Annotated in this window: 13 protein-coding genes and 1 pseudogene; 10 read left to right on the top strand and 4 right to left on the bottom strand. The window is 54.8% G+C overall.

What is annotated here, in order from left to right:
• The first annotated feature begins 575 nt into the window (after positions 1–575).
• Positions 576–887 (top strand): cupin, encoded by a 312-nt coding sequence (locus F3I44_RS18745; RefSeq protein ID WP_150015425.1) that lies wholly within the window; start codon positions 576–578, stop codon positions 885–887.
• Positions 888–1,060: 173 nt separating this feature from the next.
• Here F3I44_RS18745 and F3I44_RS18740 read toward each other — a convergent pair whose 3' ends face one another.
• A complete protein-coding gene (locus F3I44_RS18740; RefSeq protein ID WP_150015424.1) occupies positions 1,061–2,179 on the bottom strand; it encodes an ABC transporter ATP-binding protein in 1,119 nt (372 codons plus the stop codon).
• Between the two features lie 324 nt (positions 2,180–2,503).
• Between F3I44_RS18740 and F3I44_RS18735 the strand changes: the two genes are divergently transcribed.
• The 6 genes from F3I44_RS18735 to F3I44_RS18705 all read left to right on the top strand — a co-directional run bounded on the left by F3I44_RS18735 (position 2,504) and on the right by F3I44_RS18705 (position 10,282).
• The gene (locus tag F3I44_RS18735) at positions 2,504–3,724 is read left to right on the top strand and encodes an extracellular solute-binding protein (protein ID WP_150015423.1); all 1,221 of its coding nucleotides are present in this window, start codon (positions 2,504–2,506) and stop codon (positions 3,722–3,724) included.
• Positions 3,724–5,073, top strand: a complete 1,350-nt coding sequence (locus tag F3I44_RS18730; protein WP_370452862.1) for a carbohydrate ABC transporter permease — start codon at positions 3,724–3,726, stop codon at positions 5,071–5,073. Before F3I44_RS18735 ends, F3I44_RS18730 begins: the two co-directional genes overlap by 1 nt.
• Positions 5,074–5,083: 10 nt before the next feature.
• Positions 5,084–5,935: a sugar ABC transporter permease gene (locus tag F3I44_RS18725; RefSeq protein WP_013196085.1), complete on the top strand. Its 852-nt coding sequence runs from the start codon at positions 5,084–5,086 to the stop codon at positions 5,933–5,935.
• 3 nt (positions 5,936–5,938) lie between these two features.
• Positions 5,939–7,132, top strand: a complete 1,194-nt coding sequence (locus F3I44_RS18720; RefSeq protein WP_150015421.1) for a glycosyl hydrolase 53 family protein — start codon at positions 5,939–5,941, stop codon at positions 7,130–7,132.
• 41 nt (positions 7,133–7,173) lie between these two features.
• The gene (locus tag F3I44_RS18715) at positions 7,174–9,246 is read left to right on the top strand and encodes a beta-galactosidase (RefSeq protein WP_150015420.1); all 2,073 of its coding nucleotides are present in this window, start codon (positions 7,174–7,176) and stop codon (positions 9,244–9,246) included.
• Between the two features lie 721 nt (positions 9,247–9,967).
• The gene (locus F3I44_RS18705) at positions 9,968–10,282 is read left to right on the top strand and encodes a glucose PTS transporter subunit EIIB (protein WP_150015418.1); all 315 of its coding nucleotides are present in this window, start codon (positions 9,968–9,970) and stop codon (positions 10,280–10,282) included.
• 106 nt (positions 10,283–10,388) lie between these two features.
• On the opposite strand, the gene F3I44_RS18700 is transcribed toward F3I44_RS18705, so the two are convergent.
• Entirely contained in the window at positions 10,389–11,651 is a 1,263-nt protein-coding gene (locus tag F3I44_RS18700) for a maltoporin (protein WP_150015417.1), read from the bottom strand.
• A gap of 265 nt (positions 11,652–11,916) precedes the next feature.
• Here F3I44_RS18700 and F3I44_RS18695 point away from each other — a divergent pair, with 265 nt between their 5' ends.
• A complete protein-coding gene (locus F3I44_RS18695; protein ID WP_150015416.1) occupies positions 11,917–12,987 on the top strand; it encodes a LacI family DNA-binding transcriptional regulator in 1,071 nt (356 codons plus the stop codon).
• A gap of 127 nt (positions 12,988–13,114) precedes the next feature.
• Here the strand turns inward: F3I44_RS18695 and F3I44_RS24345 are convergent.
• Positions 13,115–13,421: pseudogene (locus F3I44_RS24345) on the bottom strand (hypothetical protein); the annotation flags it as partial.
• A 273-nt stretch (positions 13,422–13,694) separates the two neighbouring features.
• Here F3I44_RS24345 and F3I44_RS18685 point away from each other — a divergent pair.
• Positions 13,695–14,942 (top strand): sensor domain-containing diguanylate cyclase, encoded by a 1,248-nt coding sequence (locus F3I44_RS18685; RefSeq protein ID WP_150015415.1) that lies wholly within the window; start codon positions 13,695–13,697, stop codon positions 14,940–14,942.
• Positions 14,943–15,052: 110 nt separating this feature from the next.
• Here F3I44_RS18685 and F3I44_RS18680 read toward each other — a convergent pair whose 3' ends face one another.
• Positions 15,053–15,436 (bottom strand): helix-turn-helix domain-containing protein, encoded by a 384-nt coding sequence (locus F3I44_RS18680; protein ID WP_150015414.1) that lies wholly within the window; start codon positions 15,434–15,436, stop codon positions 15,053–15,055.
• A 98-nt stretch (positions 15,437–15,534) separates the two neighbouring features.
• Here F3I44_RS18680 and F3I44_RS18675 point away from each other — a divergent pair, with 98 nt between their 5' ends.
• The gene (locus F3I44_RS18675) at positions 15,535–16,263 is read left to right on the top strand and encodes an SDR family NAD(P)-dependent oxidoreductase (protein ID WP_150015413.1); all 729 of its coding nucleotides are present in this window, start codon (positions 15,535–15,537) and stop codon (positions 16,261–16,263) included.
• The last annotated feature ends 228 nt before the right edge of the window (positions 16,264–16,491 follow it).

Below are 16,491 nucleotides of genomic sequence, written 5' to 3'. Positions count from 1 at the left end.
TGCCCGGAAGAACACTATGAACAGACATGAAGTTACATCTGCGCTTTTCAGAAGCGCGGGATGCGACGCGACTACGGGCGTGCAGGCGCTGGCTTGCCGTACCGGCAAAGGTTTACCAGGCGTTCTGTGCGGCCGCAGACAGCGATACTTTTTTCAGAACCAGTATCGATGGTTGCTACTTATCTGATGTGCGGTGATAGCAGCTTTGACGACGTCTGCATCGTCAAACGCTCACTGCTGGCCATCGGCTGCGGGTACTTAATTAGGTAATGTCCGCTTCTGGCACAGAGCGGACATCGGCTCCGTCCCGGGTCTGGGATATGCCGCAAGAGAGCGTTAGTCACACACAGAGTTCATCGGGCAGTCATCTGATAAAGAAAAGGGTTCAGACTTCAAAACACTCAGGTTCAAACCGCACCCGATTTCCCCGCCCTCGTTCTCTAATCCCACATCCCAGCTTTACCATCAAACGGACAACCCAGGGACAAATCAGGACAACAGACGGCAAGCGTATAGAACACACTAACGCTCTCTGCTATTCATGACGTTAAATCACGTCTGTTGAGAGAGAAAAGATGAACTTTTATCGCAGTAAAGCATTTACCGGCTCTAAAGCCTGGGATGCTCAACACATTGCCAGCTTCGATAATATCAGCGTGAAACTTCACTGGACCGATCAGCCTTATAAATGGCACATCAATGATGGACAGGAGGTTTTTGCTGTCATGGATGGGTGTGTTGAGATGCAATACAAAGAAAACGGTAAAATCAAAAGCAGAGCACTCACCGCAGGTGATATTTTCTATGCCAGCGAAGGTATAGAACATATTGCGCGTCCGCAAGGTGTCGCCCGCGTGCTGGTCATTGAAAAAGAGGGATCGGTTTAACGAAGGTCTGATCCGTTAACCGGTAAAGCCGGAGGTCAGTGTCCGCTTTGGCCATCAGTAATACCAGCCAGCTACCTGTGAACGGGATAATCCTGCAGGAACCGGCAGACCAGACCTTTATTTGCCAGGGGCAGGCTGTCGATGTCTTATCCAGCCTGCCAGATCCATAAACCTCAGGCCGCGCGCACCTGCGGCATCGCAATATCTGCGCTGATACGAGCACCGTCGGCATCAAACACCATGCAGTGGTGCGGATGGAAGCTGGGCCGCAGCGTCTGATAAGGGCGGAAATGCACATCGCCCGGCAGGAGCATCTTAAAGCCGTCGTGGCCGTGGCTCTGACCAAACAGATACGTATTATTGCCGAGCCGTTCCACGACCTCGCAGTGGAAGTCGATATTCAGGGGTGCATCGCCGTTGATCTGCAACTGTTCCGGCCGGATACCCAGAGTGATCTCATCTCCGGGCTGCAGCGGGCTGATAGGTGAGGGGAGTTGCAGCCGGTGTTCGCCGTCATTGATCAGAGCGACCAGCCCGCCAGGGCCACACTGCTCTACGCGCCCGGGCAGGAAGTTCATCTTCGGCGAGCCGATAAAACCCGCTACGAAGCGGTTAATCGGATTGTAGTAGAGTTCCATCGGCGAACCGACCTGTTCCACCTTGCCGTAGTTCATCACCACAATCTTGTCGGCCAGCGTCATCGCCTCCGTCTGATCGTGCGTCACATAAACCATGGTGGTTTTCAGCTCCTGATGGAGCTTAGCAATGTGCAGCCGCATATCGACACGCAGCTCTGCATCCAGGTTCGACAGTGGCTCATCAAACATAAACACCCGGGGATTACGCACAATGGCGCGACCAATGGCGACACGCTGACGCTGTCCGCCGGAAAGCTGTTTAGGTTTACGATCCAGCAGGTGCGCCAGCTGAAGCGTCTTCGCCACCATCTCCACCTGATGCTGAATCTGCGCTTTGGGTAGCCCGTTCACTTTCAGTCCGTAGCCAATATTCTCCGCTACCGTCATATGGGGATAGAGCGCGTAAGACTGAAACACCATCGCCACGCCGCGGTGCGAGGGCGCTACATCATTCATCACCTCATCGCCAATCAGAATCTCACCGTCACTGATCTCTTCCAGCCCGGCAATCAACCGCAGCAGCGTGGATTTTCCGCAGCCTGACGGACCGACGAATACTGCAAACTCACCAGCTTCGATATCGAGTGCGATACTTTTCAGCGTTTCTGTTTTACCAAAGCGTTTGGTGACATTTCTCAATCTGATGCTGGACATGCTGAACCTCATGGCAAGGAATTTGGCGGCTTAAATGTATGACGTATAACAGTTGGTCGGTTTCCACGTCAGCCCTGATGGTGCCTGCGTTGACTATAACGTTCCGTCAGAGTAGGTCCTATCGCTGTTTTTGATTTCTGTAATAGCGATCACACATTGGTGCGAACGGGCTGGAGCACGTTACGCATTCCGCGTAGCGTAGGGCACAAATGCGATACGTTATTCACGTATAGATGACCGATTAATCCCTGTTCAGCATGTGCCTGAAAAAAGAACAACAGCAAGTGACAGCTAAAAATGTCATACCTTCACACGAGGCCGGTAATGAAAATCAAAATCAGCGTAACGCTACTCCTGTCAGCAATGATGCTTAGTCAATCCGTCTGGGCCGCTCAGCAACTCACCGTCTGGGAAGACATTAAGAAATCGGACGGCATCAAAACGGCGATCGCCGATTTTCAGAAACAGTTCGGCGTAGAAGTGAAAGTACAGGAGATGCCGTTTGCGCAGCAGATTGAGAAGCTGCGTCTGGATGGTCCGGCAGGTATCGGCCCGGATGTGCTGGTGATCCCCAACGACCAGCTCGGCAGTGCGGTGGTGCAGGGCTTGCTGGCTCCGCTGAAAATCGATGCGGCAGAGCAGAGCGCTTATACGCCTTCGGCAATGGCCGCGTTCACACAGAATAACGTGGTCTACGGCGTTCCTAAGGCGGTTGAAACCCTGGTGCTAATCTACAACAAAGATCTGCTGCCCGCGCCGCTGAAAACCCTGGATGAGTATCGCGCGTTCTCGCATAAGCAGCGCGAGGCAAAACAGTATGGCCTGCTGGCGAAGTTCGACCAGATTTACTACAGCTGGGGCGTGATGGCACCCATGGGGTCTTACATTTTTGGTAAAGACGCAAAAGGCGTGATTAACACTCAGGATATCGGGCTGAACACCCCAGGCAGCGTGGAGGCGGTGACGTACCTGAAGCGCTTCTTCAGCGAAGGATTGCTGCCTGGCGGCATCATGGGCGACAACGGCCTTAACGCTATCGACTCGCTGTTTACCGAGAAGAAAGCGGCGGCGGTGATCAACGGGCCGTGGGCGTTCCAGCCTTATCAGGCGGCCGGGATCAATTACGGCGTGGCACCCCTGCCGCTACTGCCAAACGGCAAGCCGATGAGTTCCTTCCTGGGCGTTAAAGGCTATGTGGTATCGACCTGGAGCAAAGATCAGGCGCTGGCACAGAAGTTCCTTACCTTCATCAACCAGCCGCAGTACGTGAAAGCGCGCTATCAGAAAACCCAGGAGATTCCGCCTGTTACTGTGCTGATGAACGATCCGATTATCAAAGATGATGAGAAAGCCAACGCGGTCGCGGTGCAGGCGGCGCGAGCCTCAGCCATGCCAGGCGTGCCGGAGATGCAGGAAGTGTGGGGTCCGGCCAATGCGGCGCTGGAGCTGAGCGTTTCCGGCAAGCAGGAGCCAAAAGCGGCACTGGATAACGCGGTGAAACAGATCAGCATGCAGATTGAAGCGATGCAGGCCAGCAACCAGTAATGCCGGTTCACGGGATAACCGTACAGGATAAGGATCAGAGTGTGGCTATATCTTCCGATGAACATCTGGTGACCGCTAAGCGTCCGTGTCGACATGCGACGACCGGTGCGTTGCTGGCACTGCTGCCTGGCTTCGGCCAGTTTTATCACCGCCAGTGGGCGAAAGGCCTGTGCTTTCTGATTCTGCTCAGCAGTTTTACCGGCGTCTTCCACGATTTTCTGCGTGAGGGATTCTGGGGGCTATACACGCTGGGTGAATCGGTGCCGCGCGATAACTCCATTTTCCTGCTGGCGGAGGGAATTATCAGCGTGCTGATCGCCGCCTTTGGCGTGGCAATCTGGGGATTGTCGGTGCGCGATGCCTGGGTCAATGGCGTTAAGCGCGACAGGGGGCAGCAGCTTAACAGCGTGCGTCAGCAGTATCAGCTGCTGCTGCGCGACGGCTTCCCCTACCTGATGATTTCGCCGGGCTTTATTCTGCTGGTGTTCGTGGTGGTGTTTCCGATTCTGTTTGGTTTTGCCATCGCCTTCACCAACTACAACCTCTATCACACGCCGCCGGCGAAGCTGGTGGACTGGGTAGGATTCAAAAACTTCATCAACATTTTCACGCTGTCGATCTGGCGTTCCACCTTCTTCGATGTGCTGCAGTGGACGGTGGTCTGGACGCTGCTGGCGACCACGCTGCAGTGCACCGTCGGCGTGATGCTGGCGATTCTGGTCAATCAGAAAGACCTGCGCTTTAAACCGCTGATCCGCACTATCTTTATCCTGCCGTGGGCGGTGCCGGGTTTTGTCACCATTCTGGTGTTTGCCGGGATGTTCAACGACAGCTTTGGGGTGATTAACAATGCGATTCTCGACTTCTTTGGCATCGCACCGAAAGCCTGGATGACCGATCCGTTCTGGACCAAAACCGCGCTGATTATGATGCAGACCTGGCTCGGCTTCCCGTTTGTCTTTGCGATGACCACCGGGGTGCTGCAGGCGATTCCGGACGACCTCTATGAGGCGGCAATCATGGATGGTGCCAGCGCCTGGACGCGGCTGAAAACCATCACGCTGCCGCTGGTGCTTTACGCCATTGCGCCGATCATCATTACGCAATACACCTTCAACTTTAATAATTTCAACATCATTTATCTGTTTAACAACGGTGGTCCGGCGGTGGCGGGATCGAATGCCGGAGGCACCGATATTCTGGTGTCATGGATCTACAAGCTCACCATGTCGTCGTCGCAATATGCTATCGCCGCCACGATCACCATTCTGCTGTCGATTTTCGTGGTAGGTCTGGCGCTGTGGCAGTTCCGCGCGACCCGGTCGTTTAAACAAGATGAGATGGCGTAAGGGAGCAGTTATGGCGAAGTCCGGCAGTATTAAACGCGAAAGGTGGATACGCCTGTCGCTGACCTGGCTGGTGGTGCTGGCCGTCTCGACCATCATCATTTATCCGCTGGTCTGGACGGTAGGGGCATCACTGAATGCGGGCAACAGTCTGCTCAGCAGTTCGATCATTCCGGAGAATGCATCGCTTCAGCATTATCGCGACCTGTTCAACGGTACGGTGCCTTACCTGACCTGGTACTGGAATTCGATGAAAATCAGTTTCCTGACCATGGTGCTGACGTTAATCAGCGTCAGCTGTACCGCTTACGCCTTTTCCCGTTTTCGGTTTAAGGGACGGCAGAACGGACTGATGCTGTTTCTGCTGTTGCAGATGATCCCGCAGTTTTCGGCGCTGATCGCGATCTTCGTCCTGTCGCAACTGCTGGGATTGATTAACAGCCACCTGGCGCTGGTGCTGATCTATGTCGGCGGGATGATCCCGATGAATACGTATCTGATGAAGGGCTATCTCGACTCGATTCCCAAAGATCTGGATGAGTCAGCGCGCATGGATGGCGCGGGCAACTTCCGCATCTTTGTTGAGATCATTATGCCGCTGTCGAAGCCGATTCTGGCGGTCGTTGCGCTGTTTTCATTCACGGGGCCGCTGGGCGATTTCATTCTCTCCAGCACCATTCTGCGCACGCCGGAACAGTTCACGCTGCCGATTGGTCTCTACAACCTGGTGTCGCAAAAAATGGGTGCCAGTTACACCACCTATGCGGCGGGAGCTGTGCTGATCGCTGTCCCGGTAGCCGTGTTTTATCTGGCTCTGCAGAAATACTTCGTCTCTGGCCTGGCTTCAGGCAGTACTAAAGGATAAATCATGACGCCCAAAACATTGATTCTCGCCCTGGCGCTGGCCTGGGCGACGCCGCTGCTCGCCGCCGATCAGCCTGTCATCGCCTCTGCCGGGCCGTGGCCCGCCGATTTTATCAAAGGTGCGGACATCTCTTCACTGGCAGAACTCGAGAAGCAGGGCGCGAAATTCTACAACGCGGATAACCAGCAGCAGGATGCTATCGCCATTCTGAAAGCCAGCGGCATTAACACTATCCGGCTGCGGCTATGGGTCGATCCCACTGACGGTAGCGGCCAGACCTACGGCGGTGGCGGCAATGACCTGACGACCACACTGGCGCTGGCGAAGCGCGTGAAAGCGGCGGGACTTAAGCTGCTGCTGGATATTCACTACAGCGACTTCTGGACCGATCCTGGCAAGCAGTTCAAGCCCAAAGCCTGGCAGTCACTGACCTTTCCGCAGCTGGAAACGCGTGTGCATGACTATACCCGAGACACCATCAGCCGCTTTAAAGCGGAGGGCGTTATGCCGGATATCGTGCAGATTGGCAACGAACTTAACGGCGGCATGCTCTGGCCTGAAGGCAAGAGCTGGGGACAGAACGGCGGCGAGTTTGATCGGCTGGCGGGCCTGCTGAAGGCGGGTATCAGCGGGTTGCGCGAGAACCTTAGCGATCCGCATCAGGTGAAGATCATGCTGCATCTGGCTGAGGGGACTAAAAACGATACGTTCCGCTGGTGGTTCGATGAAATCATTAAGCGTGATGTGCCGTTCGATGTAATTGGTCTGTCGATGTACACCTACTGGAACGGCCCCATCAGCGCCCTGAAAGCCAACATGGATGATATCTCCCGGCGCTATGACAAAGACGTGATGGTGGTGGAAGCCGCCTATGGCTACACGCTGGAAAACTGTGACAGTGCTGAGAACAGTTTCCAGGCCAAAGAGGAGCAGGCAGGCGGCTATCCCGGCACGGTCGCGGGGCAGGCGGCCTATCTGCATGACCTGATTAAAGCGGTGCTGGCGGTGCCGGACCATCGCGGCAAGGGCGTAGTCTACTGGGAACCGGCGTGGATCCCCGCGCCCGGTAATACCTGGGCTACGCCCGTCGGCATGAAATATATCCACGACGAATGGAAACAGGGTAACGCCCGCGAGAATCAGGCGCTGTTTGACTGTCACGGCAAGGCGCTGCCTTCGCTACAGGTTTTTCATTAACTATCAGCACTCACGCTGATCTTTTCCTCTGAGGAACAGGTATGAATAAATTTCCCCCGCTGAGCGCCCGGGTTAACCGGCTGCTGCATGGTGCTGACTACAATCCGGAACAGTGGGCGCACCAGCCGGGCATTATTGATGACGACGTCGCGATGATGAAGCAGGCGAACTGCAACGTGATGTCGGTAGGTATTTTCAGCTGGGCGAAGCTGGAGCCGGAAGAGGGACGCTATGAGTTTGGCTGGCTGGATGAGGTGATCGATACGCTCTGGCTGCAGGGGATTTCCGTGTTTCTCGCCACACCGAGCGGGGCCAGGCCTGCCTGGATGTCGCAGGCGTATCCTGACGTTCTGCGCGTGGGACGCGATCGCGTGCCCGCCCTGCACGGTGGTCGCCATAATCACTGTATGAGCTCGCCAGTTTATCGCCAGAAAGTACAGGCGATAAACACCAGACTGGCCGCGCGTTACGCGCATCATCCGGCGGTGGTCGGCTGGCATATCTCTAATGAGTATGGCGGGGAGTGTCATTGCGATCGCTGTCAGCAGGCTTTTCGCGGCTGGCTGCAGCGTCGCTATGAGACGCTGGAGAAGCTGAATCTCGCCTGGTGGAGTGATTTCTGGAGTCACACCTATACAGACTGGTCACAGATTGTGTCGCCTGCTCCGCAGGGCGAGATGTCGATTCATGGTCTGAATCTGGACTGGCGGCGATTTATGACCGATCAGGTGACTGACTTCTGTCGTGAGGAGATTAAGCCTCTGAAACAGGCGAATCCCGATCTGCCCGCGACCACCAATTTTATGGAGTATTTCTACGACTACGATTACTGGAAGCTGGCATCGGCGCTCGATTTTATTTCCTGGGACAGCTACCCGATGTGGCACAACGAGAAGGATGAGACCACGCTCGCCTGTTACACCGCGATGTATCACGATTTGATGCGCACCCTGAAACAGGGCAAGCCGTTTGTATTAATGGAGTCGACGCCTGGCTCAACGAACTGGCAGCCGACCAGTAAGTTGAAGAAGCCGGGAATGCATATTCTCTCTTCACTGCAGGCAGTGGCGCATGGTGCGGACGCGGTGCAGTATTTCCAGTGGCGCAAAAGTCGGGGGTCGGTCGAGAAGTTTCACGGCGCGGTGGTCGATCATGTCGGTCATATAGATACGCGAACCGGGCGTGAAGTGAGTGAGCTGGGCCGGATGCTGGCGGCGATGACGCCGGTGATGGGCAGTCGGGTTGAGGCGCGCGTCGCGATTATTTTCGACTGGGAAAGTCGCTGGGCGATGGATAACGCACAGGGTCCACGCAATCTTGGTCTGCATTATGAGCGTACGGTAAACGAGCATTACCGCGCGTTCTGGGAGCAGGGTGTTGCGGTAGAGGTGATAAACGGCGATAGCGATCTCAGCGGTTACGATCTGGTGATAGCGCCGATGCTCTATATGGTGCGCGACGGTTTTGCGGCGCGGGTTGAGCAGCATGTTGAGCGGGGCGGGCATTTCGTCGCCAGCTACTGGAGCGGTATCGTGAATGAGAGCGATCTCTGTTATCTGGGAGGATTTCCGGGGCCGCTGCGACCGCTGCTCGGCATCTGGTCAGAAGAGATCGATAGTCTGACGGATGAGGAGTTTAACGGGGTGCGCGGGGTGCGCGGTAATGAGCTGGGTCTGAGCGGGCCCTATCAGGCGCGGGAGCTTTGCGAGCATATTCATCTGGAAGGGGCCACGGCGCTGGCCAGTTACGAGAGTGATTTTTATGCCGGAACCCCGGCGGTGACGGTGAATCGGTTCGGTCAGGGTAAAGCCTGGTATATCGCGTCGCGTAATGATCTGCCGTTCCATCGGGATTTTTATGGTGCGCTGATTAAGCAACTTGGGTTACCGCGTGCGCTGTCGACTGATCTTCCGCCTGGTGTAGTCGTTCAGCGGCGAACTGATGGTGAACAGGCGTTTCTGTTTGTGCAGAACTTTACCGGTCAGACGCAGCAGGTGTCGTTGCCAGCAGGGCTGCGTGATTTGATTGATGGCTCGGGTGTGGGGGAATCGCTGACGCTTGGGCCGTGGGGATGTCGGGTTCTGAGTGGGCCGCTGCAGCAGGGAGCGGTTTAACCGGAGGCAGCAAGCGGTCAGGGGAAAATTTAGTGGCGGTGGCAGGCAGTCTGAGCCCAGGCTCAGGGGGCCCGTGCCTTGCGCAAAGACGCAAAAGACGGCACCCTTGCCCGCTCAACACGGTCAATTACGCACCTCATCCCTGAGATGCACCCGTAAACGGGCCAACGCGTTGCGTTGTTCAAAAACGCCCCCGGCGTTTTTATCCGGGCGGCGTGGCGCGTTGCTATAGGCATACGCCCCATCGCTTATGGCTCGGGAGCTGTCTGTAGGAAGGTCTGCCTATACTATAAATGATGATAGGGAGCAGGTCTGGTTGCGTTCGCTGGTAGTCTGAGTAAAGGCTCAGGGGGCATATGCCTTGCGCAAAGACGCAAAAGACGGCATCCCTGCCTGCTCGACACGGGCAATGACGCACCTCATCCCTGAGGTGCGCCCGTAAACGGGCCAACGCGTTGCGTTGTTCAAAAACGCTCCCGGCGTTTTTATCCGGGCGGCGTGACGCTTTGCTACAGGCATATGCCCCCATCGCTTTTGAGATCGGGCATTGTCTGTTGGAAGAGCTGGGTTTTACTGTTGATGTAGGGCAGGTTTTTTAGAGGCTGAACGCAGGAGTTGTGTGTGCTTTGTGAGCAGCCAAGGGCATGTATCCCTCGTTTTCATTTATCAGTCGTGAGTGGCGGGCAGTTGCCCGCCTTTTTATCCTCTGAAGGAGAACCACATGTTGAGTCTCAAATCGTTTAAGCAATATTTCAGCCGGCAGCCGCTGACGGTGGAAGAGCTTGAGGTAGACAGCGCGCTACTGGAGCGTCTGGTGAACTGTTTTGGCGGACGTGACAATATTCAGCAGGTGGACGCCTGTTTAACCCGGCTGCGGGTGAAGGTGACATCGCTTAAAGCGGTGGATACGGCGGGATTGCAGAAAGCGGGAGCGATTGGTGTAGTGATCCTGGGACATGAGGTTCATGCGATCTTTGGTAAACAGTCCGACCAGCTGCGTCAGTTGCTGGAAGAACGTTTCTTTAAACCGGAGTAACAGCCGCCCGGGAAATACGAATAAAAAAATGGATAACCGTCGCCGGTTATCCAGATAAGCCCCTGCATAAGAGCCTAAAAATGATCACAATGAGGAGATAGCGCGGTTACCACCAGGCTTCGACCTGTACGCCGAAGTTCCAGGTATTATTACTGGTGTTGTCTTTGAAGCTGTGTCCATCCTCTGAGTCATTCAGGTAAGAGGCAAACAGTCGAAGTTCCGGACGAGACATAAATTCGGGACCGGCTGCCAGACCCAGCGCCAGCGTATATTTCTGTCCCGCCGCTTTATAGTCACTGCCCACTTTGTTTTCATCTTTCTGCCAGAAACTACCGACTTCACCGATGCCGCGAACATACTGCGTAAACTGATACTGACCACGACCCACCAGCGACAGCAGGGTACTTTTGCTGGTCTGCGCGGTGATATCGTCCGCCGAGCCCCAGGTAAAGACCTGGTTCAGGGAGAATTTATCGGTGATTGGGAGCAGACCGGTGTTAATCAAGCGGTAGCCTGTGGCGTTTTGAGTATCATTCCACATGTCATACCAGCCGCCGCCCTGTGAAATCATGTTCTGCGCCAGACCTTTGTTGGCGTACTGGAACACCAGCTTCTGGTAGCCGCCCCACATGTCCTGACTGATTTCACTGGTGAGCATGACGCCGTTATCTGCGTCATAAAGGCCACCATATTCTTTCTGTTTGTTGGTGGTGTTTGGCATGGCGTAATCAATACCAAATTCGGTCCAGGCACCGTTCCAGGGTTTCCAGCCGGCATAGCGAAGATCGAGGTAATTAATGTTGACGTCGTTGTCGCCATCGACGCGGTAATCCACGTCATTCGCATCGCCACGGATCCAGGCAAAGGAGATAGCGCCCGGACCCAGCGTATAGTTTTCGATACCGGCACCAGAACCCGAGATGTTCCAGTACTTGGTATCAATGATGTGCAGATCGTGACGCTGGTAGTAGCGTTTACCGCCCCAGATCACCGCATCTTTGTCACCCGGCACCAGTCCTTTGATCTGCAGGTTGAGCTGACGCAGGCCAAACTGCGCATCGTCGCCGAAGGTGGTTTCGTTATCGTTTGAGCCGTCGGAGAACATACTGACCATGGTGTCGACGTAGAAACTGACGTCATCCTTTTTGTAGACTTCGCTGCCCAGCTCAACCTCGCCATACGTGTCGGCTTCGTTGCCGAGACGGCCAACCTTATTCTTTTGATACTCTTCAATACCGCCATCCTGCGAGACGCCAACGCCACCACGCAGATAGCCATGGAAATCGATGTTGTCGATGGCGGCATAGAGCGTCGGGGAGGTCAGGGCCGCAGCAAGCGCCACAGCAGCAGTACGTAACCTTGTTTCCATGTTATCCTCGATTTTATTTGTAATACGTTCACATGACAGCGGCAGTAAACGCCTTTTGTCAGATGAGTGACAAATAAAATCGCGATAATGTGTGATGTACTGCAAATAAAATGCCGCAATATGTAACGATTAGTGAATCAGATCACCAAATTTATCGATGTGAAGGTATTACTTTTACTTTTTATTTGCGCAATGTGACTGCGGTAGTCTGGCTGACATCAGGGCTGTGATAACATTCCGCTATCGGTAATCAGGGATGCGAATTATGAGATCAAAAAATGCCACCTTAGAGGATGTCGCCCGTCATGCTGGCGTGTCGTATCAGACGGTATCAAGGGTTTTGAATAAGTCGGCAAACGTCTCGGAATCAACGCGGCGCAAGGTGGAACACGCAATTGAGACGCTGCGCTACGTGCCAAACCGACTGGCACAGCAGCTGGTGGGCAAGCAGAGCACAACCCTGGGTCTGGTAACGACTTCGCTGGCGTTGCATGCGCCCTCGCAGGTGGCCGCTGCGGTTAAACGTTATGCGAATGCAGCGGACTATCAGGTGCTGATCGCCATGATTGATGAGAACGTCAATCAAAGTCTGCAGGATTGCATCAATGAGCTGAAGTCTCAGCGGGTGGATAAAGTGATCATTAATGTCCCGCTGGAGAGCAGCGCTGCTGAGCAGGTCGTCCAGGAGAACGACGATATTCTCTGTCTGTTCCTGGATGTTGATCCCTACAGCGCAGTGTTTAATGTTTCGTTTAACCCGGCTGATGGTACTCGTGCCAGTGTTAAATATCTCTACGAGCAGGGGCATCGCGAATTCGCGCTGCTGGCCGGGCCAGAGCAGTCGGTCTCCGCCAATCTGCGGTTAAAGAGCTGGCTCGACACGCTGGAAAGCTACCGTCTGAAGCCGGTCAGCATCAGTCACGGTAACTGGGATGCGCAGAGTGGTTACAATGGCGTGCTGCAACTGCTGCGTGAAGCACCGGAGTTCAGTGCGCTACTGGTCGGCAACGATCAGATGGCGCTGGGTGTGCTGAGTGCGCTGCATCAGCGCGGTGTGGCCGTGCCAGGGCAGATTTCGGTGATTGGCTACGATGACACCTATGAAAGTGCCTTTTTCCATCCGGCGCTGACCACGGTGTCGCTGGATCTCGATTTGCAGGGCAAAGAGGCGGTTGCCCGTCTGTTGCTGGCCAGTGAGCAGGACGAGCAGCGTTCCTCCTCAATTCTGCCGGCAAAGCTGGTGGTGCGCAGCTCGACCGGTATCGCCGGACAACAGCAGCGAGATTTAAAGCAGATTGCAGAACAATTGCGGCTGATTGCCAGTAGGCTGGAGTAGCCCGCCTTTTTATCGATACAACCCGGCGTGATAAACCTGCATTCACCCGGACAAGAATAGCCGCCATTGCTGGCGGCCCTGATGATTTTTATGTAAGCGTGGCCGGTAAATCTGCCAGTGAGGCTTTTTAATTTGCGGGGGCGGTCTTCATTGCCGGGCGCTGAGGCAGCATCACCAGAAAAGCGATGATGATCAGTGCCAGCGTCAGCGAGGCACTATAGCGACTCAGCGCGAGTCCGCCCGCAGCAAGGGGTTTGTCCAGGAAGTCACCGACAACGGCACCCAGTGGTCGGGTCAGGATAAAGGCTGCCCAGAACAACGCGGTGCGTGAAAGAGAGGTAAAGCGACTTGCCGCCCGGATAACCCATGTTCAGTGAGCGATCGGCAAAGTCCGCCACCGTTGTGCCGACGGTGGTCGTTGCCACGACGGTGAACCTTAAAGATTATGGCCCGATGAGCCGATATACACAGGCTCATACTTCTGACACTGCAACCTGACAGCTTTGCGTAATGCCACAGGAGAGGGGACCTCAGATACTGCTGCCGGTAAGGCCTCAGTTTCCACCCGCATTTATCACGGCCCGCGATACTGAACCCTTATCCATAGCCTCTCCACGCTACAGGCAGGCATTAACGGTTATAATCAGGTCTGTAGCGACGTGTATTGAACTTATTTAACATCGTCAGCAACGTCGGAGTCGGCCACCATGAACCCAGTGATCAAACCTTCTTTTACCGCTGTTTGGTCTACGGATGCCCAGGGGATCTGCATCGCCAGTCAGGAAAGTCCTGCGGGTCTGATGCCTGAACTCAAGGGCGTGACGCTGTGTTCATGGCTGAGACTGGCGCAGGCTGACGACGATGCAAAGATCGCGCTACAACTGACTGCGGCCCTGGAATTGCTGACCCCTTTCCATATTGAAGTGCCAATCCATTGTCTGGATGGCAAGACGCGCCGGGTCCTTGTATCCGGCCTGCCGGATTGCCAGCCTGGCACCTCCCATCTGCAGTACAACGGCTTTATTCTGGATGTGACCGGGCAGCGTAAAGCGCTGGAAGATGCGTTTCGCACGGCGGCGGAATATCGTCTTCTGATTGAAAACAGTACCGATCTGATTGCCCATTGTGACGCGGAAGGCAGATACGTATCAATCTCTCCCTCTTACAGCGAAATCATAGGCTGGACCACCGAGGAGGTTGTGGGGCAACTGGTCGTGGATTTCCTGCATCCCGATGACCGCGAATTAGCCAGCGACGCGCTGGGATGCATCTTTAGTGGCGGGGTACTGCCGGATGTTGTTGAGGTGCGCAAACTTCATCGCGACGGCCATTACATCTCACTGGGCACTAAAGCCTGTGGCGTCATCAATCCCAATTCAGGAAAAAATATTGGTGCCGTGCTGGTATCGCGCGATATCACGCGGGATAAAGAACGGATGCGTAATCTTGAGAAGCTGGCAACCCTGGACACGCTGACCGGGCTGCACAATCGTGCCTGGATTAACGAGAAGGTGGGATTTATGCTGGCGCAGGCAGACGATCAGGCCTACACCACGGTGATGTTTATTGATCTTAATGGCTTCAAGGCGGTGAACGATCTGATGGGTCACGCAACAGGCGATGCCCTGTTGCAACAGGTCAGTGAACGGCTGCAGCACTGTATGCGTCCGGGCGACTCCGTTGCGCGTCTGGGTGGCGATGAGTTTGTCGTAGCTGCTAAATGCAGCAATCACGAGGCCGCATCCGCTATTGCCCTGCGAATTATTGACAGTCTGCAGGCACCTTTCGCCATCGATAACATGGATGTACGCATCGGCGCGGCGATTGGTATCAGCCTTGCCCGCTTCGGGACAGCAACGGCCAAAATGTTATTCGAAAACGCAGATAAGGCGATGTACCAGGCTAAAGCACGACGTGATTGTTCTTATCAGTTTTTTGAGCCAGCAGCGGAGTAGCCGTTGTATATGATGGCGCGTCTCCGCTTTCACTCCTGTCAGGCATATCCTGAACTTATCTGCGCATCAACCTGCGCTATCCATATGCAGGAACGGTGCTCAGACTAAGTTCATGCAGATTCTTCGTTTTTCCGCTCTTCATCATAACCCGCCTGCGCCTGCTCCATGGTTCCTCCATGTTGCTTTGCCCAGTTTACCAGCGTGACAAAAGGGTCCTGCAATGTCCGGCCCAGCGGCGTGATCGCATATTCGACCGCCACAGGCGAAGAAGCAATCACACGACGACTCACCAGTCCATTGCGTTCCAGCCGGCGTAATGCCTCTGTGAGAGATTTATGGGTGATGGGGTCGAGCCTGCGCTTGATGGCATTAAAACGCGAGGGCTGAGAGCACAATACGGTGAGGATTAAAACCGACCACTTATTCGCTACCTGTTCCAGGACAGGGCGGGTGCTGTTGATTTCGGCCAGTAGCTGGGTGATGTCAGTTGCCATGAGGTTTCCTTGATGATATCTGGTGTACATCAGGTGCGTAATTGACACTAAATATAATAAATATACCATCAGGTTTCTAGTCTTTAACCGGAGTCGCAATGATGAAACTGAGTGGAAAAGTCGCCCTTGTCACCGGGGGTAATAGCGGTATCGGCCTTGCTGTCGCTCGCCGTTTTGCAGAGGAAGGTGCACGCGTGTTTATCACCGGCCGGCGGGAAGCACAGCTGGCTGAGGCAGTCGCACTGATCGGCGGTCAGGTCGAGGCCATTCAGGGCGATATCACCCGCACAGACGACCTTACGCGTCTGTTCAGAACCCTTGGCACCCGAGCGGGTCGCCTCGATATCCTCGTCAACGCTTCAGGTGTGTCTGAACCGGCCAGCCTGGAAGAGACTACTGAAGAACACATCGATCGCGCTTTTAATCTGAATGTGCGAGCCATGGTGCTGACGGTGCAGCACGCGGTGCGATTGATGGGTGAGGGCGGCAGTATCGTGCTGGTGGGTTCCGTTGCAGGCGCGATAGCGAATCCCGGTTATGGCAGCTATTCCGCCAGCAAGGCCGCGGTACGGTCTTATGCACGCACATGGAATAGCGAGCTGGCACCGCGCGGCATCAGGGTTAACACGCTGAGTCCTGGTCCTACCGACACGCCGATGTTTGATCAGGCCAGCGATGAGGTCAGGCAGACGCTTACCGCCCGGATCCCGGCAAAGCGGCTGGGAAATCCTGATGAAGTGGCGGCCGCGGCACTGTTTCTGGCTTCAGATGAAAGCAGCTATATCAGTGGCACCGAGCTGGTCATTGATGGCGGGATGATTGCATAAAATACCCTGAAGAGCGTTACGGGCTATCGTGCCTGTGACGCCATTCTGACCACCAGCAGAACCACTTTGCCCATTGAGGCTTTTGCAGGTATCAGGTTGCGAAGCGAGTTATTCGCTGATATCGGCAGATAAGATCCAAATCGATAAGAGCACGAACAATAATAAATGTCGGTCTCTGAACAACGTTAATTTCATCTTCCAGGTTAATGGCTCATCCCCACTCTCACC

Source organism: Pantoea sp. F_5, from assembly GCF_008631595.1.
Classification (GTDB): domain Bacteria; phylum Pseudomonadota; class Gammaproteobacteria; order Enterobacterales; family Enterobacteriaceae; genus Pantoea; species Pantoea gossypiicola.
Note: the sequence above shows the minus strand (reverse complement) of the source record. Positions and strands in the feature narration are given on the sequence as shown.